We start from the raw sequence: 24,955 nt of genomic DNA, 5'->3' as shown, positions 1-24,955 counted from the left end.
GGTAAATAGTAGTTCGCCACGGCGCCATTCATAGTCTTTTGAATGGGTACGTCTTCACTGTACAAGAAAAAAGTTATCCCTTAAATCACGACCAAAAGGCTAAGTACATTTTTGATTTTGTTTCTCATGGTAAGAATTAATAAGCATTTGCGCTATATTATTACTGCCAATTAGACCAATTGGATTTTTTATTTTTTCCCCTTCCTCTTTAGAAATAGGCTCTAATTCTGCTATTGGTGTATTCGCATCCCCTCGACTCACAAAATATTCCTTGCCATTGTAAAACACAAAATCCGGTAACTCATATTCTTCAGGATTGAATTTCCCTTTAGACAATTTCCCGATAATTATCCATTCTTTATTAACGATTCCATATATTCCACTGTTGATCGTATATAGAACAGAAAGTTTTTCAAATTGATGACTAAAGGTTTTTATATCTAATACTTCATTAGTAAAGATATCAAAATATTGTATATAAATGTCATCCTTTAGCCCTTCTCCTCTTACTACTAACCCATAAGCATATTTTTCAATTTCTTTAAGTGGGATTGCAAATACAATACCAGGTTCAATGTTAGGGTCCTTTTTCCTCTTTTTCAATTTAAATTTTACATCTGTGATTTCCATTTCCTCTAATTGTTCCGCTATATTTGAATCAAGTTGCATTGCCTCCATAATCAATGCTTCCCATTCAGCTACCGTTGGCATTCTTTCTAAATCTTCTTGATAAATTTTTTTTGATTTCTAAGAGCACATCACTTAACAAATCGATTGCATCATCACTTAAAACAACTGTTTCCTTGTTCTTTATGCTTTCCCAAAATGACATTGTATCACCAACTATACCATCTTATTACTACTTTTTCTTGAGTCAATCGCTTAGCTAAATTGTTATAAAAAAGACGACACTGCTATAAAGCAAGCAGGTCGCCTAGAAGGCCGGTGAAAAACCGCTGTCACACCCCGATCGGCGGCATTTTCATTCAAAAAAAGAAAGCGGATTCTACAAAGTTTCTCTAATTGAGAAATTGATGGGATCAGTAACATTTTACACTAAATCACCAGCCTCCGCCTAGATTGGCTCTATCGTGCTGTTTGCTTTTGCTTTATTTTTTCAAACCAATTTTCTGCAACGTCCAAATATGGTAAAACATTCTTGGCTATGCGAATAAATTCTGTTTCCTCTAAATTTTGGTTTTCGTTATCGAATTTAAACCAATCTTTATCCCCATTTTTATTATTCAGTATTCTAAAACGATTGTTTAAGTGAAAAGCATTCATCTTTTGAAATGGTCGAACTATACCATCAACGATCACGTTTCCTTCCTTATTAACCCTTGCTACTCCAACTTCTATTATAAATCCTCCTCCCCACTTATCAAATTGAAACGATAGCAAATAACCTAACTGACCTTCTTGCTTCCTAAAATGAGGAAAAGCCCCTTTAAATCCCCTGCTTCTTAATTCTGGGACTACTATTTTCTTTAAAGCACCGACCATTTTATCCTTATTAGATAATATAAAGATCCCTCCCTCTAAAAATGTTGATATATCAAGGTTTCTTGGCATCTTAGGGGTGTCAAAAAATATTTTTCGACAAGCTTCTGTAGGCATTTGAGCGTCTCGCTTCGCCGATAACGCTCCATTCGCCCCCTATCGTCTGATTCGCAATGTCCATCGGAAACGGCGTTTTCTCTACCACCACCAGCACACGGCCTCGCACATCTCTAGTAAAATTTCTTACATAGTCTATAACTTCTTATCTTTTTGAGGTGGATTTACAAACATATCATCATCAATGTCATATCCTTCTGGAGCCCAATAAGTTTCAGGATAACCATATTCATCAAACAACTTCCTCAAATACCTTATCGTTTCACTCCATGTCAAAAAAGTAACAAAACTATAAGGTGGATCTCCTTCATTATTCCATACTGCCCAAGTTCTATTTGGCAATTCAGTAACATACCATCCCCCGTCTTCTCGAATATGAAACATAAAGAATGTATGATCACTAGCCTCAGACCATGTACGATAGCCAAGCTCTTTAGCAAACTGTTCATATTTTCTAAAGAAAATATTTTTTAAAAAATTCATTAATCTTTTCCCTCCACATATAAACATTTTACAAAATATATAAGCTATTTTTTCCTGTTCTTCGCCTTCCATATTGTAATCCTCTAGGCCGCTCCACTTCTATAAAAATTACCTTTAAAACGAGGATGATTTTCATGGGCGTTATAATGGTAAAAATACGTGGCGTTGCCTTTTTTCATGACAAGGAGTTGCCCATTTTCTCCGTATTATATACAGTTGTACCACATTTCCGCTTGCATTAGTTTCATACAAGACGTTGAGGCTGTCGCCTCGGTAATGGTAGTTCGTCACGACGCCATTCACAGTCCTTTGAATGCGGCGGCCGTCTTCGTCGTATTGGTACGTCACAAACGGTATGCTCTCGCCTTCTTGAAAAAAGGGAAAAACCTTAAGAGAGATATAGACTCTCCTAAGGTTGGTATACTTAATAGATATCTGTTACTTCATATTCGGAATTCAAAACTCTTAACATTCATCGGCATCTTCTAATCCAAAGTATTTTTTCACTCGTAATGGAATATCATTTAAATGATCACGTTTCTTTAGTTCCATTAACAGATCTTTTTCCGGATGAATTTTGTAAAAAAATTCGAAATATTTCCCTTTCAATAAACTTTTGATTCATCACCAAAACGTGTACTTGACAGACGGTGAACTTCTCTGAACAGGTGTAGGCAAAACATGATTGATTTCCTGTTCTTTCGTGGATGCATAAGTAAGATGTGTGATGAAAAAATCAAGTACAACTTTTGGTGAAGAGCCAGAAAAGTTTTAAACTGTCAATCTTGTGAAAAATGATTCAACTTTGATAATATTTTAGAGCTATTCATTATGCCTCTCTTAATTTTACAGAGGTATAACGCTTTGAATTTTTCTCGTAAAGCGCTATTTCATCATCACTTATCCACATTAAATGTCCTAAAAACCTATCGTAAATAAGTTCATCGGGTTCAGTTGACACTATTTTTTTTTCAAGTAATACTTTATCTTTTCTATCTTTAATCACCATCTTTATTGTAAAATCATACAGATCGTGATTACAATGTACCTCAGCTTTATATTTTTGGGTCTTCACCATTTTCTGTGATTTCCACTCAATCCTAGAAGGCCGGTGAATTAATGGGGCATAGACTTCCCTCATGTCGAATTTTGGAGACCATTCTCCCCGCCATTTGGCGCCAAAGGACGGGAGGACGAGCAGGACTTCCTGCTCCAACTTCCATTTTTGCGCACGCCAAAGAGCCGGTCTCCCCTCGTTTTTTTCGAAACCGGCACAATCGCTTCAGATTTTGCACGACGGCGGTCAACAGCGCCTGTTCTTCCATGGCGTAAAGGCCTCGGCTTCGGGCCCGGTCCAGCCCATGACATTCCTTCCCTTCGGCAAACACATGCTCACAACGCGTGCGAAGGGCTTGAATGGATCGATAACCGCCCTGTTGCTGAATGAGCCTCGCTTGGTTGCGAATCTGAACTTCCCGGACTTTCGCCTGGCGTTGTGCTTCCTGAGCGGGATCCTTCGCCCGGCGCTTCCAGGTTGGAATTTCTTCCATCTCCTTGCGGCGCAGCGACACGAGCGGCGTGATGCCTTGGACGAAGAGCTCTTTCAAATACTCCGTGGTGCCATACGCTTTGTCTGCGGACAAGGTTCGAATCGTGATCGACGGGTGGCGAAACCGAATGGAAGCCAGCTGCTCCAAACTCGTCTCCCGCTCCGCCGTTCCGGTGGCGAGGCTGGCTCGTCTGGACAAAATCACGCGCGACTGGACGTCGATGACGTCGTGCACCAGATACCGAGGATACGCTTCCTGTCCTTTGCCTTTCTTGTACAACCGGGCATCCGGATCCGTCACGCTTCGATGGGTTTGGTTGGAAAACGTAGTTCCACGGAAGTTTCCTCGTTCTCCGGCATGGACGCGTTCCCCTGATGGGGGAGACGGAGAAGGCGGGTCGTCATCGGGATCCCGGTCCGCCTCCGGGGACTCGGCCTGTTCATCTTCCCGGGCGGTGCGGGCGAGGTAGTCCTCCAACGGTTCCACCGGAGCGAGCTTGACTTCCCGCAAGCTGTGGATCGAAGCATTCGCCCGCACTTGAGTGCCATCGGCCGCCGCATGCACATCCGGCGAGACCAGCCCTGCCGCGATGCACTGATCCACCACGTAGGTCATCAGCCGATCAAAGATTCCGTGTTGGCGCCAGCGCTTCCGTGTTTTGACGAGCGTCGTTCGATCCGGCAGTGTGGGGTGATGAGGATCCGGATGGAGCACGGATTCAAAGTCGAGACCGCAAAACCACAAGTATCCGGCATGCATGGGGAGGATCTCATACAACTCCCGCTCGGAGTGGTCGAACAAATACGATAGCAGCATCAGGCGAAGCAGCCGTTCCGGATCCGCCGCCGGACGACCCGTTTTTTCCGTGTACAGGGGAGCCACCCAATCGTGAATGACGGAAAAGTCAACTGCTTCGTTGATTTGGCGCAGGATATGATGTGGGGGAACCAGTTCCTCCATGTCGATGACTTGAAACAGACGAGGCTGAGTCGAAGGATGTTTGGGGGCTTTCATGATCTGCTCACGCTCCATTCAAAGATTCTTCTTCCTTTTTCGTACATAAGCCCCCTACATCCCTGCCTTGGCGTGTACTTTTTCACCGGCCTTCTAGGAGTCCGGTGATTTCGTGTAAACTGCTGCTGATCGCTCCCATTTCTCAATTAGAGAAACTTTGCAGAATCAGCTTTCTTTTGGAATAAAAATGCCTCCAATTGGTGTGGGCAGCGATTTTTCACCGGCCTTCTAGAAACATGTTAGCTGGATGAAATAGGTTCATCAGTCAGGATCCTTCTTCCGCATACAGACCACGAAGTTGGTAGAATGGAAACAGTCAAGTGCTTTCCTTGACGGGTTCCATTCTACCAACGATCATACCGAGAGCGGAAGAAGGGAGCGTTTAGGCAGCCTGACTACCTGTAGTGTTCCCTATACACTCCAGAAATACACGCAAACGAAACCGTTCCCGATTTCGATAGCCATATGCCCGGCGTTTGATGTTTTTGATCTTGTGATTCGTTCCCTCGATTCGGGCATTGGTATAGGGGCACAAAAAGTAGGAAAGAATCGGCTCCTTCCACCTTTCAAGCGTGTTGGCTACTTCCTGAAAAGAAGCAAAAGGGCTCTGTTTGGCTAACTGAATCCATTCTTCCAAGCGTTCCTTTGCTTCGTTATATCCATCGGTTCGGTAAAAATCCCGAAACAACTCTTTCAGATAATAGGCAATGGAAAGTACCGGATACTCCTCCAAGATATCGTCTAATCGATGCCGTTGGTCCTGACGAAGCTTTTCACAGCCTTTCAAGAGAAGATATCGAGCCTTTTTCAATGGAGAACATTCCTTTCTTGCTTGATCCAAGGCTTGTGTCACTTTTTGAACCACATGGTACTTATCGATGACAATCGAAGCAGATGGAAACAGGGCACGAACCGCCTTATGATAAGGTTCCCACATGTCAAGAATCACCGTTTGAACCCTTTCTTTCGACAGGACCTTTTGGCTCAACAAGTGGATAGCGGAGTCACATTGGCGATCGGCATGCATTCCCATGACGGATCCAGCTTTGGCATCCATCAATATGGTTTCATACTGATGTCCCTTTTTTACAGCGATTTCATCTAAGCTAAGCACCATCTCTTCTTGAGAAGATGTTTCTATCGCTGTCTGACGCTCTTTTGCTTTTTTCGATGCGATGGAGTAATAGATGCGTTCCAATGTCGTATATGGGATACGGTGCTTTCGGCTCACCTCTTGAATGGTGGAACCTTCACAAAGTTCATACAAGTACTCACAAAATCGGTTGGTGTAGTGCTGATTGGGTTGAACCGATTCCAAAGAGGCGGAAAACACTTGAGAGCAATTCCAGCACCGATAGCGCTTTATTTTCACGAACAAGTACACCGGTTGATGGAAAATCGCCAAATCCCGTACTTTTCTTGTCCGTCTGTCGTGGACAGAGGAAGTGGCAAACCCACAATGAGGGCAATGTTCCTGTGTCTCTGTTTTCTCTACATGAATCGCATAACCATAGGAATGAAGTTCTTGTTTAATCACTTTAAATTCTGGCAATCCTAGTGGTATAGAAAGCACTTACGAGACCTCCTTAATGTTGATTTCACCGCTAACATTATTGCCAGGATCTCGTCAGTGCTTTCTCTTTTTTGTCACTAAATCACAAAATTTGGTGATGAACCATATTTTTTATTTGGACTTAATTTAGGCTTGTTCCAAATAAACTCATTAATATAGTTTAACTCCTTTACTCTCTCATAAGCTTTTTGAAAAGGATTAGGATCCCAATTTTTTTCTCTAGTAACAAAATCGAGGCTATTTTTCAACAGTTCTAGGATCTCTATTTTTTTTTTGTTATCTGCATACTCTAGAAATTCTTGAATATTATATGGTACTAAGACTTGACAAAAACCATCAAAACATCCTAATAGGTTCATCTCGGAGTAATTACCACAATGGAAATTTAACTGCCTACAATCAGCGGTTTTATATTTTTTATCAAAGACCCGCTCATACAATTTGGTGATACATCTAGTTTGAAAAGAAAAACTTTTTTTAACGTCGGATATCCCTTCTTCTCCTAATAATAGAAATGTTTTCAGTAACATAGCTTACCCCTTTCTTTATGTTATCACGGTCTGACATGAAGATACATATTCCCCCAGCTTTTCTCACTGCATAAGCTCTTCCTCTCTCCCACTTCAGAGTTTTCTCTCTTCCATAAATATTTCTCTTCCAACAAAATTGATAGCCGCCGCAGCCGCGACACCTTTCCATCCCTTTCCCAACTATGCCTTATACGCTCCATACGCCGCCAATCCTGCATTAATTAACAACCAAGGAAGGTGCCCATCCGGATCGACCAACATGACCGGGTTGTTGTTCACGTACGTATACCCGTTCTGCGTCAAGATGTCATCGGCATCGCCTAGGTCTGGGTCAAGCGACAGGAACACGCCGTGTGTTGGGTGGTAGTAACGGGCGATCAAGTAGTACAGCCCGGTCTCTTCATCATACTGGTATCCGGCGTAGCGGTATGGGTTTTCGACTGCCATCTCGCCCGATTGGGAAAGAATGTTCCCCCATGCATCATATTGATAACGGGCCACGATGTTTCCTTGCGCATCCGTCAGGGCGATGACATCGCCGTGCGCGTTGTAGTGGTAGAAGTACGTCGCCCCGCCTTTTTTCATTGCCAACCGCTGGCCGTTTTCTCCTTATATATATGATCTTACCACATTTCCATCCGCATCGGTTTCATACAGAACGTTGAGGCTGTCGCCTTGGTAATGATAGTTCGTAACGACGCCATTCACAGTCTTTTGAATGCGCCGGTCGTCTTCATCGTATTTGTACGTCACAAACGGCGTGCTCTCGTCTTTTCTACCCATAGTTGGCGGACGTGCCGTCTGCAAACAACGATCGAATAAAGTTCATACGTGTACTTGCAATTAATCCGTTAATAATGATTTCAGTTGTTTTTTGAAACTGTTGTAATGCCAGTTAATATGATCAAGTTCTACCTCTATTTCAATCAATGTGTCGATCAATTGCTCTTTATCCTGTTGAGAGTCAATCATCGCATTTAACAGTTTTTCTATGTTCTGACTGCTCTCATAAATATCATATAAATCTATCGCTAATTCGTCTTTCTCCCTCCTAGGGGAAATGAGAGAGAGTTTTTTCATTAATTGTTCTAAATGTATCTCTTTCAATTTTGCTCCCACCCTACTCTACTTTTTTAGACGCTTTTTCAATCTAGCTATCTCCTTCTCCCAAGCCTCTATTTCCTTTTCCCAGTGTTTGACTGCTGTTGAATTTGGATTTTTAGATATTTTTTCTTTGTGTTTTTTTATTTGTTTTTCTAAACCTTCTATTCTCTTCCTCACTTGTTTATTATTTTGAGCTTTTAAATAGCACTCTTTTGCTCGTTTTCCCAGCCAAGACCCCACTTTGTAGGTTATTCCACCTAATACCACCATACCTGTTACTAGCAATGCTACTTCTCCAATTCCTGGAATAAAGTAAACTCCTATAGCATAATGCCCATCCAAATCCACCAACATCACCGGGTTGTTGTTCGCGTACGTATACCCGTTCTGCGTGAGAATGTCATCTGCATCACCTAGGTCTGGGTCGAGCGATAAAAACACTCCATGTGTTGGGTGGTAATAACGGGCGATCAAGTAGTAGAACCCGGTCTCTTCATCATATTGATACCCCGCATAGCGATACGGGTTTTCGTCTGCCATCTCACCGGATTTTGAAAGAAGCCGACCCCATGTGTCGTACTCGTAACGAGCGACCACGTTTCCTTGCGCATCGGTTAACGCGATGACATCGCCATGCGCGTTGTAGTGGTAGAAGTACGTCGCCCCGCCTTTTTTCATCGCCAACCGCTGGCCGTTTTCTCCGTATACATAGGATTGTACCACATTTCCGCTTGCGTCGGTTTCATACAAGACGTTGAGGAGTCAGTCAAGACTTTGTGGAGAACATTTTTTCGGTCTACTACGGGCGTTGTCAATCACCGGTTGGTAGACCATTTTTAGGAATTGTTATCGTAAGCGCTTTCGGACTCTCATCCCTCATCTAGAGATGGGTTTTTCTATCCATTTTTTTACATCCATCCACCGTCCCGAAGCGCCGACAATGCTTGGTAGATCGGCGTCCCCGATGACCGCTGAAGACACAGGATGTTCTGGCGCATCACCTCCGCCAACAACCGCCCTGCCTTCCGTTTGGCCTGTTTGATCCGCTCCAGCTTCGTCGGGGCCGAGGCTGCCCTCCGGGGCTCTTCCTCCTCCAACTGCCCTGTTCTCCACCCTATTCCGTCGATTTGGGCCACCATCGCCTTCAGAAACGCCCAAAGTCCTTGGTCCTTCCAGCTGCGGCGGGATTTCACCCGGTACGCGAACCGGCTCATCACGCTCTCGGCGTGGCCCATCGGACGCATGCCGGCCGTCTCCACCCCTTGCGCCGACAGCCACTCCCGGTAGTCCCGGATGCATCCCGGCATCGACTGGATCCGGCGGATCATTTCGGCCAACGGCTCTTCTTTGGCTTCGTCCCCCAACGTACCGACGGCGCTGTTCAGTTCCACCAAAAGTCCTTCCTCGTCTTGCTTCGCCAGCTTCTTCCGCACCTCCCGCCAACGTGGGTGGCCGGACAGACACTGACGAAGCTCCCGCGCCACATGGAACCGATCCAACTGAAAGCACGCCCGCTTTCCGAAATACTCCCGGCAGGCGGTAATCCAAGATGCCGCGTCGCCGTTGATGACCAACAGGTCCCGGCACGGATCATAGGCATATTCCTTCATCAGCCACGCTTCGAACCCTTCCCACACGTCCCCCGCCCCTTCATGGAGGTAGTGGCGCCGGTTCACGAGCTCCAGCTGCGAGCCGTTCCGTCTCCATCCCTCGTGAACGGCCAAGATTTTCTGCTCTTTCGCCCGTTTCCCTTTCCCTTGGCGGGAGATGAACAGTCCATCCGCTTCCACCAATAGCACCCGGCCATGCCGTTGGGAAACAGGGTGGTGCAGCGAGACAGGAGCCGCCAACACCAGCTGACGAATCGCCTCATGGCTGAGAACCGCATACCCCACGATCGCCTCCAACGTGCGAGCTGCTTTGCGGTAGGAAGAGCACTCTACAGCCAACTCGACTGCCGTTTCCTCAAGGCAAGGACTGATCGATTGGGCTCCATCAAAGCCCAGTTCGGCATCCAACAAGAAGGTATACGCCCCTGCCTGCCGATCATAGTAGTAGTTCCGTCGAAACGTCACGTCTCCAAACAGCGTTTGGAGGGTGGTCGGCCGTTTGTCTTTCAGCTGATAGCGGCGCTTGTCCCTAGCTTCTGCCAGTTGTTGATCGATTTCCTCCAAAAGGGCCGCCAACAAGGTGGCAAACACGTTTTGAAGGGTTCTCAACAATTGTTCCTCCAGCTCTTTTAATAAAGGCCATTGTGTGGTAAGATGTTTCATGGACTCTCTCCCTCCTGTTTTCGGTTGATGTGGACAATCACTATCATAGCAGGGAGAGAGTCCTTTTTGCATGAGATCCGCTTTTTCCTACCGCGCTTCGCTTGGTGGCCCCGACGAGCGTCGCGAACAAAAGTTCGCAACCCTCGTCGGGGATCCTTCCTGAACGTCACCCACAAATATTTTACTCACACGGAAAAGAAATCTTGCCCATACCGGAGCGAAAGCGTTTTGCGTATGACCAGATCAATGAGCTATGGCAAGGAGACTTATCCCATGGACCCACGATTCGCGTCCATGGGAAAGCCCAGAAAACGTTTCTGATCGCTTATATCGATGACTGCTCGCGGTTGGTGCCGTACGTATAGTTTCCCTTCGGAGAAGTTTGACGGGCTGCGGGTCGTCACAAAGGAAGCGGTGCTTCGTTGCGGGAAGCCGAAACGCATTTACTCGGACAACGGGAAAATTTACCGGTCCGAGGTGCTGCAGTATGCGTGCGCCGAGATGGGGATTACGCTCATCCACACCCAGCCGTATGACCCGCAAAGCAAAGAGAAAATCGAACGGTTCTTCCGCACCGTACAGACGCGGTTTTATCCGCTGTTGGAGCTGAATCCGCCAAAGTCGCTGGACGAGTTGAACGAGCAGTTTGGGAAGTGGCTTGAAGAAGAGTATCACCGAAAACCACACGCCTCACTGGACGGAAAAACGCCGCATGAGGTGTTTCAGTCCCAAGTGGAACGAGTGGTGTGGGTCGAAGACATCGATTGGCTGGATGCGATTTTTCTGAAACGGGAGCACCGCAAGGTGAAAGCCGATGGCACGATCACCCTAAATCAACAGCTATACGAAGTGCCGCCTCGGTTCATTGGGCAATCGATTGAGCTCCGCTATGACGAACGAGGTGTCTATGTGTACGAAGACGGCAAACGGGTAGCGGAAGCCATTCGGGTGCGTTTGGAGGATCACGCCCATGTAAAGCGTCACCGGTCGCCGTTTGCGGCAGTTCCAGCGAAGGAGGGAGAACACGGTGTATAAATCGTTCTACTCTCTTTCACGGGAGCCGTTTGCGAAAGAAACCGCCCCGTCCGAGGCGTATCAAGGGGCAGCGTTTCAAGAAGCGCTGCGGGCGCTGGAGTACGTGAAACGAACCCGGGGAATCGGGCTGTTGACTGGAGAACCGGGGGCGGGCAAGACATTCGCCCTTCGGGCGTGGAAAGAATCGTTGTCCCCTTCTTTGTATCACGTGGTCTACTTCCCGTTATCGACCGGAGGCGTGATGGATTTTTACCGCGGGCTGGCTCTTGGGTTGGGGGAAGAACCGAAATACCGCAAGGTGGATCTCTTCGGCCAAATCCAGCAGGCGATTGAGCGGTTGTATCATGAACGGCGGATCACACCGGTGTTGATATTGGACGAGATGCATTTAGCGAAGGATGCCTTTTTACAGGACATCGCCATCTTGTTCAACTTTGAGATGGATTCAACCAACCCCTTTGTCTTGATGTTAGCTGGGCTGCCCCATTTACAGGGGAAGCTGCGGCTCCATCAGCACCGCCCTCTCGATCAGCGGATCATCATGCGATGCCGGATGGGGCCGCTCGAGAAGGAGGAGGTGGCGGGCTACATCGAGCATCGGATGAAACAGGCTGGGGCGAAGCATCCGATCTTCACTCCATCGGCGTTAGAGGCGATTGCCCTGCAGTCGCAGGGATGGCCTCAGGTGATCAACACGTTGGCTACGACATGCCTGCTGTACGGGCATCAGCTGAAAAAGGACGTCATTGACGAAGAAGTGGTACGCATGGCCACAGAGGAAATGGGGTATTAGCACGAAAGGGGCCGAATCGGCCTCTTTTGTGCTTTCTCTTTTCCATCGGTCCACCAGGCGCGCTGGAAATCTTCATCTGAAATAGCGTGCAAACGTTCCGAAAGAATGTGCAAAATCCGGAACAATCCGCAAAAATTTTTCACATTATTTCGGAATCCGCCTGAAATAATTTGAAAAAGGGATTCTGAAATAATGTGCTAATTTACACCAATCCACCAACTCCTCGAGATCGTCGGTCAGCGTACCAAACGTGCGAATCTCTTTTCCTTCAGGGGTCAGGGCGCAAGCCGTCATCGATTGCTTATGCACGTCCAATCCGCAACAGCGTTCATACAAGACGCGCATCGGTTTCCCTCCCTGCTTCGTTACTCAAAAACAGCTGGTGCAGCAGCCTTTGTTCAAGCATTCTATCCTGCGTGCTTCCCTTAAGGGAGCGACATTCCGTGGTGCACCAGGCTACTGGGGTCCGTCTATATATCGGACTTTACGTACCATAGATACTACGACCTCATGTGTTTTTTGCAAGCAAAAAGTGCAGAGAATTGCAAGAAAAAATACATAGGCTTGCCGGCTCAATGAATTTACCTTTCAACCGAGTGAGAAGGGAGCGACTGAACGGCAGAAAGCGCATGCCGCAAGCGGTAGCTCTCACCCGTAAACGCGAGAATGTGGGCGTGATGGACCAAACGATCCACCAGCGCTGCCGTCAGGCGGTTGTCCCCAAACACTCGATTCCACTGTCCAAACTCTAAATTCGATGTCACGATGACACTTTTTCGTTCATAACAATCGGCAATGATGTGAAACAGCAGTTCCGATCCCTGCTTTTGGAAAGGTACATAGCCGAGTTCGTCCAAAATCAACAGCTCGCATGTGTCGATTTGCCGTTTGAGCCGTCCGAGGGTGCCGTCTTTTAACGCCTCTTCGAGCTGGGCGACAAGATCGGCGACACGGAAAAACCGAACTTCATGGCCCCGTTCACACGCTTTTAATCCTAATGCGGTGGCGAGATGGGTTTTTCCTGTTCCCGGCGAACCTAAAAGCAGGACGTTCTGTTTTTGCTCCAAAAAGCGAAGGTCGCAAAGTTCTTCCTTCGAGGTCGTGGTCGGCCAATGAATCTGATCCGACCATTCGTAATCTTTGAGCCATTTCAACTCCCGGAACTTCGCCTTCTTGATCAATCGAGCCTGTTTTGCTTTCTGACGGAACGACAGCTCCAACGCCAACACATCACGCAAAAACTGTTCCTTGGTCTCGTAGGCCACCTCCTCGAATCGATCCGCGATGTACGCCAAATGCAGGGCTTTACAAATCTCTTTTAAATCCATCTTCATGCCCGGCTTCCCCCTTCCCTTGACGGACAAAGACGTTGATCATACACATGTAAATCGGTTTCATAGTCGACGAAAACGGAAGGGGTATAGGCTTCTTCCCATTTCGCGGGATACTCCGAACGCTTCGCCTCCATCAACACCCCGATCTCATGGGGCGCCAAATCCCACCGTTGATACTTGTCAAGCCACTGAGCGATCTCATAGACGGTGTACCGGTCCAGCAGCTTCTGCACCCCTCGAATGCGTGATGCCGTCTGTTTCGGTTGTTCCATGAAGTATTTCCTAATGGCCTCCGGTAAGTAAACTCGAAACCGCGAATACTCCACCACCCGGGGCTTTTGCGCCCATTCCGCCAAAATGTCCTTCCAAGGGAGCTCCCGTTGCTTTTTCGTGTACGGCCTTGGCGCTTCCAGGTACACCTCCCCTTCTTGGGACAAAACCATGAAACGATCCCATTCCTTTTTGACAAGGACACGGTTGGGGACCGGGATCCCATGAACCACAAACGCCTCCCCATCCACCGTTACTTCCCCGTATTTATTGACATTGGCGTGGTGGAAGGAGAAGATCGGGAGATCTCTCTCCGGCAGGACAAGCAACTCCTTTTGTTCTTCCTGCCATAATTCCTCAATGGTTCTCCCTTTTTCATAGTGGGGGCGGGCTCGATCTTCGATCATCTTGCGATGCAGCCACTCCGCCAGTTCTTCATCCCCCTTGATCAACGGAGCAGGGACAAAGCAGTGTTGACGAGTATAGTAAACTTTCCGTTCGACATTCCCTTTTTCGTGTCCGCTATACGGATTGCACGCCTGTACGTCAAACCCATAATGAAGCCGGAATCGCTCAAATGCTTCAGTATATTGACGTTCGCCTCCTTTTCGGATCGAAACCACCGCCGCCGCCAAATTGTCGATGCGCAGTTTTCTCGGGACGCCTCCAGCTTGGCGAAACAGCTGAGTGAGCCCGTAAAGAAAACATTCGCTGTTTTCCGCCGGCAATGGATACGCATACGCGGCGTTGCTGTACGGAAAGCTCAAAATCAGAATTGATCGGTCTTCCTCTTTTCCCTCCTTCGTCACAACGGACATGGTGCCGAAATCCACCTGCGCTTCCCCCGGAGGGTGTTCCAGCCTCTCGTAACGCTGTTCCTTCTCCAGCTTAAGCTGAGGTCTTCGTTTTTGAACGTAGGCGCAAACCGTTCGATAAGACCCTTTAAAGCCATGTTCCTGCTTTAATTGTTCGTACATCTTCTTGCTTGTCCGCCGTTGTTTTCTTGGCAGTTTGGCGTCCTCCTCCAGCCAGTCATCAATGATTTGACCGTATCCTTCTTCCTCCATCATTCCCCGTTTTCTCTTTATTTTTGTCTGACCGAAATGTCTCCATCCGCATATTTCTTGACTGTTCTCCAGTTAAATCCCGTCCTGCGGACAATTTCGGAAAGCGATAACCCTTTCTTTTCACGCAAATGTTTGATATGATGAATTTCAGGCATTGCTAGCATCCTTTCTTTACCTCCACTGTTTTGTTCTTCACAACCTTAACAGTAGAGGGAATTTTAGGAGCTGGCAAGCCTTTTTTTATGCCATGAAGCTCTGCACTTTTTTGTTGCAGAACTCTGTACTTTCATTTTGCACTAAACAAACGGGCCACGATGTTTCCTTGCGCATCCGTTAAGGCGATGACATCGCCATGGGCGTTGTAGTGGTAGAAGTACGTCGCCCCGCCTTTTTTCATTGCCAACCGCTGGCCGTTTTCTCCGTATATATACGATTGTACCACATTTCCGCTTGCGTCGGTTTCATACAAGACGTTGAGGCTGTCGCCTTGGTAATGGTAGTTCGTCACGACGCCATTCACAGTCTTTTGGATGCGGCGGCCGTCTTCGTCCTATTTTTATAACTGTAGATGAGCAAATTCGCTAACATAAATTTACAACCAAATAAAAAAGGAGACATGAACCCGATTCCTTGGTTAGAATAGATGTACCACCAACTACCCACAAGGAGGTTCATGTCTCATGAATAGATTAGCACATCATCAAGGAATCCACAAGTTTTTCATGACGCTGGGATTGGCGCTTTATTTCTCGAAGCCGGTCATCAAGCATCTCGTTTACCTTGTCGACGCCTTGACTACCAAGGGATTTTCGGGGACATTGACGGATGTCCGGTACTGGAGTTTTCATCCGAATCATCGAACCACGCTCAGCCCTTTTTTTCACGAAAAGCCCTTGGGATGAAGAGACGTTGCTTCGCAAACTCCAGCCATGGATCCTTCATCGCATCCAGCGAATCGCCAAACAGGAGAATCAACCCCTTTTTGTTTCGATCGATGATACGATTTGCCAAAAAACGAAGCCTTCGTCACGGGCTGCCCGCGCCATTCAAGGGTGTGATTGGCACTACTCGCACAAAGATCATCAATCCGTTTGGGGGCATTCGCTCGTTTGGCTGATGGTGCATACTTTCTCGCAAGCGTTTCCGTTCGCCTTTCGTCTGTATGACAAGACGGCGGGAAGAAGCAAGATCGACCTAGCGATCGAGATGCTTTCCTCGCTCAAGGGGAAACGGGCTCAGCCGGTGTATGTGCTCATGGATTCGTGGTATCCGTCCCAAGCGCTCATCGAAGCCTGCCTGAAGCAAGGATTCCATGTCATCGCCATGCTCAAGACGAACCGGATTCTCTATCCGAAAGGCATCGCCATCCAAGCGAAGAAGTTCGCCCGCTATATCGAGCCCAACGACACCCGCCTCGTCACGGTGGGGAAGGAGCGTTACCGCGTGTATCGCTACGAGGGAGCGATCCATGGCCTCGATGACGCGGTGGTGCTGCTGGCTTGGAAGGCGGATGAACCGATGACGCCAGATCATCTCCATGTTGTCTTGAGCACCGACCGGGAGCTAGGCGATGAAGAGATCTTGCGTTACTATGCCCAGCGCTGGACGATCGAATGCTTTTTCCGGCAGGCCAAAGACCAGCTGAAGCTCGATGGATACCGTGTTCGTCACATTCGGGCGGTGAAACGGTATTGGGCCGTGGTGCTGTTCGCCTGCGTATACAGCATCGCGGAATCTCAACAAGACCTCTCTTCCGGCCTGGAGCTTCTTCGTTCTCGGAAAGGACACAGCGTCGTTGAGTTCATCTACGATGCCGCGAAGCAAGAGATTCCCATTGATGTGATCAAAAAACAGCTCCATGTCGCCTAAGGGGTACCCTGTTTGTCTCTTAGTGAATGGAAATTACTGTAATGAAAAATGCTCATCTACAGTTTATAACAAAAAGAGGTTACCGTAGAAATTCTCGGATAACCTCTCACTGAGAAATATTTGGAAGACGTCCTTACGATTCGATCATAGAATTTAGCAAAAAGATTGCACCCTCGTTCAAGTAGTGTCTTGGAATTTTTCAATTAATAAATTTTCAATCGCTTTCTCACCAACAATCCCAAGAGGATTAGGAATCTTATCGGCTTCCTGTTTCGAAATCACTTCACATTCTGCGATTTCTTTTACACTATCCCCGACACTCTTACGATACTTATCTAAAAAATAGGCCTTATATGGTATCTTTCTTAGCTCTTCATCACTAAATACTTTATCGGAGTAATTAGTAACAAATCTCCACCTACGTTCCCTAATACCGCTAATTCCTGTATTTGCAATGAATAAAAATTTCCTTTGCTTGACCAACTGAAAAATTTCATCTATTAGAAGCGCTGTGGGAGAGAATTTGTTCAAATAACCAATTAAAATCTCTTCATCCTTATTTTTGTTTATTTCCCCCGATACAACAATACCGTACACATATTTACTAATGTCCCGCAAATAAATTTCAAAAATATCTCCTTGATTAATTTCTTTAAAATATTTGCTCCTGTTTTTTTTAAACTTTATTTTTACTTCTGTTATTGTTAGATCACGTATTTTTCTATTGTCAAAATTGATAGCCTCCATTATTCTATTCTCAATTTCTTTTAATGTAACATCGTTAATTTCGTTAAGATTAGAAGTAAGTACCTCATGTAACTTTAGTATTTTTTCCTTCATTTGATCCCCTCAACTACCTTAATGATCTGTACGCATTTCTAGATACGCTCATGTAATATTTATACTTTTTATTCTTGCGGCTTATTGGTCTAATAACATTTCTCAATTTCTTTTTCCCACCATATTTTAGATATAATCTATGCTCTAATCCCCTAGCTTCTGCATAAGTCAGATTCGATTTTACAACATTAAACATTGCATCTCGATGTTTCCCTAGTTTATGGGCACTTCTCCGACTAACAACATTTTTAGTTCTTCCTACATACACAACCTTGTTATTCTTAGTCAATACATAAATACTATATGACGCTTGCTTAGTAGCTTTAATTCGTCCTCCACCAACAAAACCAAACGCCGCCGCGACCGCGACACCTTTCCATCCTTTTCCTGATTTATACGCCTGATATCCTTCATACGCCGCCAATCCTGCATTAATTAACAACCAAGGAAAATGCCCATCCGGATCGACCAACATCACCGGATTGTTGTTCGCGTACGTATATCCGTTCTGCGTCAAGATGTCATCGGCATCGCCTAGGTCTGGGTCAAGCGACAGGAACACGCCATGCGTTGGATGGTAATAACGGGCGATCAAGTAGTACAGCCCGGTTTCTTCATCATACTGGTATCCGGCGTAGCGGTATGGGTTTTCGGCTGCCATCTCGCCGGATTGGGAAAGAATATTTCCCCATGCATCGTATTGGTAACGGGCCACGATGTTTCCTTGCTCATCCGTTAAGGCGATGACATCGCCATGGGCGTTGTAGTGGTAGAAGTACGTAGCGTCGTCTTGTTTCATTGACAAGCGTACTTTAAACAAGAAGATATGTAAAATTCGGAGCAAGCTTCAAAAATTTTGAACATTATTCCCGAATCATTTTCGAAATTATTCCATAAGGATTCCGCGAAATAATGTGTTAATTTACAGCGGGGCTTATAGGGCTGATCTCCAAAGATCGTCTTACGACCTTTAGAGATAGCCTCGTGAAACTTAAATCACGGTTGTCTTCCCCAAAAAATTTCTATCTCCTCCGACGCTTTTCTTGTCTCAGGTCCCATATATTTTAATGTTTTCTCCATGATCTCTCGTTCATCTCCTAATCTCGCTAAAACGGTCATAGTAATTACTTCTTGAACATTTATGTCTCCCTCCTTAAGCATGAGTTCAATAAAATCAAAGATTTTTTTCACCTTATACCATGCCCGCTTTCTCACTAACTCTGGCAAATCCTCATTTAACGTTTCACCAAAAAATACATGGGGTAGAAACTCCTCATTGTATTCGATATGTTTAACATAGGCTTCTTTATATTCGGGACATAGTTCTAAAAATTTCTTCATAAAAACTTCAATAGTAATAATAATCCCTCCATTCATTTTCCATTTAGAGCTCTTTTTAATTCAATTAATAGATGATTTGTTATTCTCCTTTCCCTACCATTTAAATTTTCTTTAGCTAAAATTTTTTCTAGGTTTCTTATCCTTTCTTTTGCCTTTATAATATGAGATTTTCCCCCTGTTAAAATTCCTTTTCTAACTTCCAGCCTAACCGCAGCAGCTAGGCTACCATCGCCTACCGTAGCATTCGGACGAAACATTTCATGAATAACGTTTCGTAATTTTTTATTTGTAACTTGGCCTAAAAGCTGCTCTCTTCTATTTAAATTCCCTATCCCCTTAATGACGTATTTACTCGTATTTCGAACAAGCTTAAACTTTCCTCCACCAACCGCGCCAAGAGCCGTTTTTTTGGCGACATACATCCATCCTCTTCCGGTTTTATATGCCTTATACCCTTCATACGCCGCAAAGCCTGCATTAATTAACAACCAAGGAAGGTGCCCATCCGGATCGACCAGCATCACCGGGTTGTTGTTCGCGTACGTATAGCCGTTCTGTGTCAAGATGTCATCCGCATCGCCTGGGTCTGGATCCATGGACAAGAACACGCCATGGGTCGGGTGGTAATAACGGGCGATCAAGTAGTACAGCCCGGTCTCTTCATCATACTGGTATCCGGCGTAGCGGTATGGGTTTTCGGCTGCCATCTCGCCCGATTGGGAAAGAACGTTCCCCCACGCATCGTATTGGTAACGGGCCACGATGTTTCCTTGTGCATCGGTTAAGGCGATGACATCGCCATGCGCGTTGTAGTGGTAGAAGTACGTCGCCCCGCCTTTTTTCATGGCAAGGAGTTGCCCGTTTTCTCCGTATATATACGATTGTACCACATTTCCGCTTGCGTCGGTTTCATACAAGACATTGAGGCTGTCGCCTTGGTAATGGTAGTTCGTCACGACGCCATTCACAGTCTTTTGGATGCGGCGGCCATCTTCATCATATTTGTACGTCACAAACGGCGCGCTTTCGCCTTTTCTTGTGATGGAGACGAGCTGGTCGGCTTCGTTCCATTCATATCGATACTGGCCGTCTTCCAATCGGTTGCCGTTCGCATCGTACGTGATCGTTTCATCGCCGAAACGAACCAACTGATTCGCCGCATTATAATCGGCCGTGATCGTCGTGGATAGTCCGTCTTTCGTTTTGACGATTTGCCTCCGATTCCCGAATCCATCGTACGTATACGCGATCGTCGTTCCATCCGGCCATTGCTCTTCCACTAGTTGATCTAAGGCGTCATAACGATAGAGCGTCTTCGCGCCAGTCGGGGTGGCGATTTCTGTCCGATTGCCGTTTTCATCGTAACGGTACGTTTCCGATAAAATTTCTGTTCCGTCCGCCGTACCGACCGAAATGCTTTCCACTAAGCCGCGGTCATCATACGTAAAGGTCGAGCCGGCTCGGTTTCCTGTCGTGAAGGTGCGAACGTTTCCTCTCTCGTCATAGTCAAAGCGATACGTATACGTTCCATCTTGGACGACCGTATTTTGATCCAATTTATTATATTGGTAATTGATCGTTTGGCTAAAGGACCCATGAGAGAACATGAACTGCTGCAATTTATCCGATGTGGTTGGATACAGCCATTTTTGCAGCCCACCGCGGTCTGACAGTTCCGTCAGCCGGTTTGCTTTATCAAATGTTCTTGTTTTGGTGGTGCCATCTTTTAGATATTGAACAGAAAGTTCGTTTCCGTTTTTGTCGTAACGGAATTTGTAATATGGAACTCCATTGTAAGAAATCGTGTCGACCCGTTCCGTTCCGTCGTACGTCCATTGAATTGTATTTCCCTTCGGCAAGACCGTTTTGATTTTATTTCCATTGGCATCATATTCATTGGTGGTCACATCATTCAGCGGACCGACGGTTTTAATGAGTTTACCGGTCGCATCATAAGAATAGGCAAATGTTTGAGACTGGCCGTCGCTGGTTCGAATGACTTTTGAAGTCATATTGCCATTTAAGTCATAATCGTAGTTGACGGAAGTACCGTTCGCTAACAACAGCTGTTTTAAGCGATCCGAGAAATCATACGTGTACTCTTTCTTGTTTCCTTTCTTATCATACTCGCTTAACAGGTTTCCTACGGCATCATAATTCTTTTTCGCCACATAGCCTTCTTCATCCACTTCTTCCGTGACATAATTTCCGCTTGCATCATACTTGTTTTTCGTCACCACGTTTCCTTCCATGAGCCGGATCGCGTCAAACCATACCGTTCCCGTGTAATTGCCACGGAAGACAGCGGATATGTCAATTTTATCGATTGGCTTGGAAGGTTGGATCGAAACCGCCGCCCGATTCATCTCCCGCCTACATCCCATTTCGAGGTAGGAGACTTCTCGATGAATGTGTTAAAAAAGCCATACCGCCTAACCAAACGAAAACCCCAAACGGTCATTGATGCCTCCCGTTTGGGGTTCGTTCAAGAGTAGAGCACGATCATCGCAATGAAAAAGTACGCCGCGTTGGCGATTTCCAAGATGCCTAGTTTCATGATCGGCAGCGATTTTCCGTATAAGTAGACGGCGCGAATGGCGCTCGGCGCGTAGGCCAAAACGGCGAACGGCTCGCCGATGGCGATGAGACCGGCAATCAACAAGGCATGGTATCCCCATGACAGCCATTTGTATCGCACGTTTTTCTTTTCGCGAATCATCGTTTTGACGTAAAACGTGCTGCCAATGAAAAAGAGGAAGGAAAACGCGGCCAATTCGAACGCCTCCACCGTCAATTCCCCGCGCCCGACATAAAAGGCGCCCAGGCCGCCGACGCAAAACGACGCGATGGCCGCAACATCATTCCAGAAAGCGCGCTCGTTCTTTTTCTTGCTGTAGTAGATGTTTACTAGGAAAAACGGAATCATCGCCAAGCCAAAGAGAACAAGGGCCGGCCGCTGCCAAAGGGAAACGGCCAGGGCCGGCGCGGCGATGGCGCCATAGCGAATGGCAGCAGGCACGTACGGCTCGTTCCGCTTCGTTTTGACCGCCATCAAGAGCGGATACGTCGCCAAGTAGAGGGCAAGCCAAGCGAGAAAGAGCGGCGCGTGAACCCACGTGAGTCCGCCGGCGTATGCCCCGAGCCAAAACGGGATGATGAGCATCGCCCAAGCGCCATGTTGTTTAGGCATCACCCATTTGCTTTTGTTTGCCATCGCTCTCACCCCCCGCTCACTGGCGGAATAAAAGCGACTGTATCGCCCGGTTGAAGCGGCGCGTCGTCGCGGGCGTACTCCTCATTGACCGCGGTCATGACGCGGTCAAGCGGCAAGCCGTAACGCGCTTCCACTTCTTCTTTCAGCTTTCCTACGGTGTCGGGGACGTGCGGCCATGTGACTTGCCGCTCGCCGACTTGTTCGCCCAAATGGGCAAAAAACAAGAGACGGATCATCATTCACTCACCTCCGGCTTTCCGGACGGATAAGCTTTTGTTTCCAGTTGATCGCCAATCCATGCGCTGCCATCTTCCCATTGTTCTTTTTTCCAAATCGGTACGATTTGTTTGATCCGTTCGATGGCGTAGCGGTTCGCTTCATACGCTTCCGCGCGGTGCGGCGAAGAAACCGCGATGACGACGGCGATGTCGCCGATCTCAAGGCGCCCGATCCGATGGGTGATCGCCGTTTTCGCTCCCGGCCATTGTTCGGCGATTTCCGCTCCGATTTGCGCCAGCATTTTCTCGGCCATCGACACGTACGCTTCATATTGCAAAAAGAGCGTCCGCTTGCCGTTCGTCCATTCGCGCACCGTGCCGGCAAACACGGCGACCGCGCCGGCTTCCGGGCGCATCACTTTTTTCATCACGTCTTCGACCGAAATCGGTTCAGACGTGATGGCAAACAACGATTCCGTCATGTCTCTCTTCTCACCTCATTCATCAACCATGGGATATATGCGGCCTCATCAGCCAGCGAAAACACAGGGTGCGGCAGCGGCCGGGAAAGCGGTTCCCAGGCGATGACGGCGCGGATGTTGGCGAGGTGCTGAAGCGACGCCCAATCTTCCTCGGAGCGCACGAGCACGACTTTCGGATGCGGCGCCTGCTTATAGCCTTCGACCAGCACGAGATCCAGTCGAAGCGGCGCATAAAGCGCCAACACATCATCCAACCGCCACAACGGGCGGCGGAGATGCAGCTGCAACAGCCCATCCCCTTCCACCGCTGTCGCCACCGCCCCGGCCCGCTCATGACGGACGGAATCGACGCCTTCCGGCCGTGCCGGCTCGCCGCCATGGCCGTGATGCTTTACCGTCCCGACGCGCCATCCTTCCCGGACGGCGGCCGCCACCCATCTTTCGACGAGCGTCGTCTTGCCCGTATGTTTATAGCCGACAACTTGCCAGACGTTCATTCGCTCGATCCCTCATCATCATCGAGCAGCCATACGTCCACCTCGTCACCTTTAGCGAATCCTCTCGTCCCGCCCGGCAGCACCATCAAGGCGTTGGCCGCCGCGAGCGAGGTGACGATGTTCGACTTATCCATGCCGACCGGTTTGACGATGAGCCGGCCGTCAATCGCTTCGACTCGGCTGCGCACAAAGCGGGTGAACGGATTCGGCTTTGGAAAATCGGCGCCGAGCGTGGCCTTCACTTTTTTCAAATACGGCTTGGGGGAAAACAAGCGCGTCCGCACGACCGGGCGGACAAACAGTTCATAGCCGACGTAGCATGCCGACGGATTGCCGGAGAGGCCAAACAGCAGCTTGCCATTCCACTCCGCGACGGTCGTCACGCTCCCCGGGCGCATGGCGATTTTGTTAAATAAAACGTTCGCCCCCAGCCGCTCGTAAATGGCGGGCAAATAATCGTAATCGCCGACCGAGACGCCGCCGGTCGTCATGAGCATGTCCACTTGATCGAGCGCCTCGCGCACGGCGTGAAAGCACGCGTCAAGGTCGTCGGCCAGCTGGCCAAAATAGATCAGCTCAGCGCCGCTTTTGAGCGCCTGTGCTTCAATCATGTAGGCGTTGCTGTTGCGGATTTTTCCCGGAACGAGCGGTTCAGAAACGTCAAGCAGCTCGCTGCCGGTCGCAAACAAGCCGATCCGCGGCTTTTTCGCCACCTTCACTTCGGCGTAGCCAAACGTCGCCAACAGCGCCGCCACTCCCGGATTGATGCGCGTTCCTTTTTCGACGAGCGGTTGTCCCTTTTTGGCATCTTCTCCTTGAAACGAGATGTTGTCGCCGGGGCGGAACGAGCGCTTAATCGACATATACGTTTTTCCATCCCGTTCATACTGTTTGGCCAGCTCCAACATGACGACCGCATCGCACCCTTGTGGAATTTGCGCTCCGGTCATCAGGCGCACCGCTTGAAACGGGCCGACGGGCTGTTTCGCCACTTGTCCGGCGCCAATCGTTTCGATCACTTCAAACTCGACCGGACGATCCAGCCCCGCTCCTTCCGAATCGGCGGCGCGAATAGCAAATCCGTCATACGGCGATCGGTCAAACGGCGGCACATCATGGTCAGCGCACAAATCTTCGGCCAAATAGCGGCCATACGACTGGCGAAGCGGCACCGTTTCCTCTTCTCCCACTCCGGCGTAACGCATCACCCGAGCGATCGCTTCCGCTACAGGAATCGGGGTTCGTCTTTCGACCATGTCTCTCTCTCCTTTCGACTATATGGCTGGCGGCTATGGTCTCGTCCTTTTCACGCGGTTGCAGCGGTTTGATGCCTCCCGCCAGCATTTCATCACCGACACTTACAGCGGCGATATGCGCCAACATCCTTTCCCGCGTCTCGCCGAACAAAGCGGCCGACGGTGCGAGCTCTTGCCTCACTTTATCCGCCTAGCGGTATTGTTCCTGACTATAGTTTAGCACGTCTTGAGCCCGATGTTCGACTCGATCGATCCGCTCTTTTGTCTTGATTTTACATCAAAAATGAAAAGTACCGTTGTGATGTTGATCACATTCGTTCTCCGTCTCCATTTTTTCGCTGCTGTGAGATGAATCACAACGTGGCCGCGGAAAACACGGTATGCTGAAGCTGTAACGATTGGATCAATGGAGGGATGATGAATGGAACAGCGGTTTACTGAACAATCGTTGATTGGCGATATCGTCACTCCATTTCCGAAAGCGGCTGATTGATTGAAAGCGCGGCGCTCGAAGAAGATTTGTTTACCCACATCCATTTAGAAAACAACGTCCTCTTCCCGCGCGTGCTGGCGGCGGTGAAGCAAGGCCATTCCC

General features: G+C 47.9%; 19 protein-coding genes and 10 pseudogenes. 4 read left to right on the top strand and 25 right to left on the bottom strand.

What is annotated here, in order from left to right; translation table 11 throughout:
- Window positions 1–99: 99 nt before the first annotated feature.
- The 12 genes and pseudogenes from GC56T2_RS03920 to GC56T2_RS03865 form a co-directional block, all read right to left on the bottom strand.
- A complete protein-coding gene (locus tag GC56T2_RS03920; RefSeq protein ID WP_144973184.1) occupies window positions 100–711 on the bottom strand; it encodes an immunity 26/phosphotriesterase HocA family protein in 612 nt (203 codons plus the stop codon).
- Between the two features lie 375 nt (window positions 712–1,086).
- Window positions 1,087–1,617 (bottom strand): DUF4304 domain-containing protein, encoded by a 531-nt coding sequence (locus GC56T2_RS03915; RefSeq protein WP_255516009.1) that lies wholly within the window; start codon window positions 1,615–1,617, stop codon window positions 1,087–1,089.
- Between the two features lie 135 nt (window positions 1,618–1,752).
- A complete protein-coding gene (locus GC56T2_RS03910) occupies window positions 1,753–2,172 on the bottom strand; it encodes a hypothetical protein (RefSeq protein WP_255516008.1) in 420 nt (139 codons plus the stop codon).
- Between the two features lie 62 nt (window positions 2,173–2,234).
- Window positions 2,235–2,472, bottom strand: a pseudogene (locus GC56T2_RS18320) (RHS repeat protein); the annotation flags it as partial.
- Between the two features lie 457 nt (window positions 2,473–2,929).
- Window positions 2,930–3,178, bottom strand: coding sequence for a hypothetical protein (locus GC56T2_RS03900; protein WP_255516007.1), 249 nt, complete (start codon window positions 3,176–3,178; stop codon window positions 2,930–2,932).
- Between the two features lie 22 nt (window positions 3,179–3,200).
- Window positions 3,201–4,682 carry a transposase gene (locus GC56T2_RS03895; protein WP_144972437.1) on the bottom strand — a complete coding sequence of 494 codons (1,482 nt, stop codon included), beginning with the start codon at window positions 4,680–4,682 and terminating at the stop codon, window positions 3,201–3,203.
- A gap of 364 nt (window positions 4,683–5,046) precedes the next feature.
- The gene (locus GC56T2_RS03890; RefSeq protein WP_144973182.1) at window positions 5,047–6,237 is read right to left on the bottom strand and encodes an ISL3 family transposase; all 1,191 of its coding nucleotides are present in this window, start codon (window positions 6,235–6,237) and stop codon (window positions 5,047–5,049) included.
- Window positions 6,238–6,314: 77 nt separating this feature from the next.
- Window positions 6,315–6,767 (bottom strand): hypothetical protein, encoded by a 453-nt coding sequence (locus GC56T2_RS03885; protein ID WP_255516006.1) that lies wholly within the window; start codon window positions 6,765–6,767, stop codon window positions 6,315–6,317.
- Between the two features lie 93 nt (window positions 6,768–6,860).
- Window positions 6,861–7,544 (bottom strand): annotated as a pseudogene (locus tag GC56T2_RS03880) (RHS repeat-associated core domain-containing protein); the annotation flags it as partial.
- Window positions 7,545–7,610: 66 nt separating this feature from the next.
- Window positions 7,611–7,847: a hypothetical protein gene (locus GC56T2_RS03875; protein ID WP_370454555.1), complete on the bottom strand. Its 237-nt coding sequence runs from the start codon at window positions 7,845–7,847 to the stop codon at window positions 7,611–7,613.
- A 45-nt stretch (window positions 7,848–7,892) separates the two neighbouring features.
- Window positions 7,893–8,630: pseudogene (locus tag GC56T2_RS03870) on the bottom strand (RHS repeat-associated core domain-containing protein); the annotation flags it as partial.
- A 149-nt stretch (window positions 8,631–8,779) separates the two neighbouring features.
- A complete protein-coding gene (locus GC56T2_RS03865; protein ID WP_144973180.1) occupies window positions 8,780–10,144 on the bottom strand; it encodes an ISLre2 family transposase in 1,365 nt (454 codons plus the stop codon).
- Between the two features lie 191 nt (window positions 10,145–10,335).
- Here GC56T2_RS03865 and GC56T2_RS03860 point away from each other — a divergent pair.
- Together GC56T2_RS03860 and GC56T2_RS03855 are read left to right on the top strand one after the other, a co-directional pair.
- Window positions 10,336–11,179, top strand: a pseudogene (locus tag GC56T2_RS03860) (transposase); the annotation flags it as partial.
- Window positions 11,172–11,972, top strand: coding sequence for an ExeA family protein (locus GC56T2_RS03855; RefSeq protein WP_144973178.1), 801 nt, complete (start codon window positions 11,172–11,174; stop codon window positions 11,970–11,972). The pseudogene GC56T2_RS03860 and the gene GC56T2_RS03855, both read left to right, overlap by 8 nt.
- A gap of 201 nt (window positions 11,973–12,173) precedes the next feature.
- Here the strand turns inward: GC56T2_RS03855 and GC56T2_RS03845 are convergent.
- The 4 genes and pseudogenes from GC56T2_RS03845 to GC56T2_RS03830 form a co-directional block, all read right to left on the bottom strand.
- Window positions 12,174–12,317, bottom strand: a pseudogene (locus GC56T2_RS03845) (IS110 family transposase); the annotation flags it as partial.
- Window positions 12,318–12,553: 236 nt separating this feature from the next.
- Window positions 12,554–13,306, bottom strand: coding sequence for an IS21-like element helper ATPase IstB (gene istB, locus GC56T2_RS03840; protein WP_033019214.1), 753 nt, complete (start codon window positions 13,304–13,306; stop codon window positions 12,554–12,556).
- Window positions 13,303–14,807, bottom strand: a pseudogene (gene istA, locus GC56T2_RS03835) (IS21 family transposase). The gene istB and the pseudogene istA overlap by 4 nt, the downstream one beginning before the upstream one ends.
- A 140-nt stretch (window positions 14,808–14,947) precedes the next feature.
- Window positions 14,948–15,193, bottom strand: a pseudogene (locus tag GC56T2_RS03830) (RHS repeat domain-containing protein); the annotation flags it as partial.
- 130 nt (window positions 15,194–15,323) lie between these two features.
- On the opposite strand from GC56T2_RS03830, the pseudogene GC56T2_RS03825 reads away from it, so the two are divergent.
- Window positions 15,324–16,512: pseudogene (locus GC56T2_RS03825) on the top strand (IS701 family transposase).
- A 177-nt stretch (window positions 16,513–16,689) separates the two neighbouring features.
- Here the strand turns inward: GC56T2_RS03825 and GC56T2_RS03820 are convergent.
- From GC56T2_RS03820 to GC56T2_RS03780, 9 genes and pseudogenes are all read right to left on the bottom strand, one after another.
- Entirely contained in the window at window positions 16,690–17,352 is a 663-nt protein-coding gene (locus GC56T2_RS03820) for an Imm26 family immunity protein (RefSeq protein WP_144973175.1), read from the bottom strand.
- Window positions 17,353–17,365: 13 nt separating this feature from the next.
- Window positions 17,366–18,157: pseudogene (locus GC56T2_RS18285) on the bottom strand (RHS repeat-associated core domain-containing protein); the annotation flags it as partial.
- 191 nt (window positions 18,158–18,348) lie between these two features.
- On the bottom strand, window positions 18,349–18,729 hold the full coding sequence (locus GC56T2_RS03810; RefSeq protein WP_144973171.1) for a DUF7674 family protein: 381 nt from the start codon (window positions 18,727–18,729) through the stop codon (window positions 18,349–18,351).
- Entirely contained in the window at window positions 18,726–20,300 is a 1,575-nt protein-coding gene (locus GC56T2_RS03805; protein WP_255516136.1) for an RHS repeat domain-containing protein, read from the bottom strand. The genes GC56T2_RS03810 and GC56T2_RS03805 overlap by 4 nt, the downstream gene beginning before the upstream one ends.
- Window positions 20,301–21,178: 878 nt before the next feature.
- Window positions 21,179–21,907, bottom strand: coding sequence for a YwiC-like family protein (locus GC56T2_RS03800; protein ID WP_144973169.1), 729 nt, complete (start codon window positions 21,905–21,907; stop codon window positions 21,179–21,181).
- A gap of 5 nt (window positions 21,908–21,912) precedes the next feature.
- Entirely contained in the window at window positions 21,913–22,143 is a 231-nt protein-coding gene (moaD, locus tag GC56T2_RS03795) for a molybdopterin converting factor subunit 1 (protein WP_031405156.1), read from the bottom strand.
- Complete coding sequence (locus GC56T2_RS03790) at window positions 22,143–22,607, bottom strand: molybdenum cofactor biosynthesis protein MoaE (RefSeq protein WP_144973167.1); 465 nt, start codon at window positions 22,605–22,607, stop codon at window positions 22,143–22,145. Before GC56T2_RS03790 ends, moaD begins: the two co-directional genes overlap by 1 nt.
- Window positions 22,604–23,104, bottom strand: coding sequence for a molybdopterin-guanine dinucleotide biosynthesis protein B (mobB, locus tag GC56T2_RS03785; protein WP_144973165.1), 501 nt, complete (start codon window positions 23,102–23,104; stop codon window positions 22,604–22,606). The genes GC56T2_RS03790 and mobB overlap by 4 nt, the downstream gene beginning before the upstream one ends.
- Window positions 23,101–24,360, bottom strand: a complete 1,260-nt coding sequence (locus tag GC56T2_RS03780) for a molybdopterin molybdotransferase MoeA (protein WP_144973163.1) — start codon at window positions 24,358–24,360, stop codon at window positions 23,101–23,103. The genes mobB and GC56T2_RS03780 overlap by 4 nt, the downstream gene beginning before the upstream one ends.
- Window positions 24,361–24,861: 501 nt before the next feature.
- Between GC56T2_RS03780 and GC56T2_RS18315 the strand changes: the two are divergent.
- A pseudogene (locus GC56T2_RS18315) lies at window positions 24,862–24,942 on the top strand (iron-sulfur cluster repair di-iron protein); the annotation flags it as partial.
- Window positions 24,943–24,955: the final 13 nt, after the last annotated feature.

Source organism: Geobacillus sp. C56-T2 (assembly GCF_007829715.1).
In the GTDB taxonomy this organism is placed as follows: domain Bacteria; phylum Bacillota; class Bacilli; order Bacillales; family Anoxybacillaceae; genus Geobacillus; species Geobacillus icigianus.
This window is presented reverse-complemented; position numbering and strand designations above follow the sequence as displayed.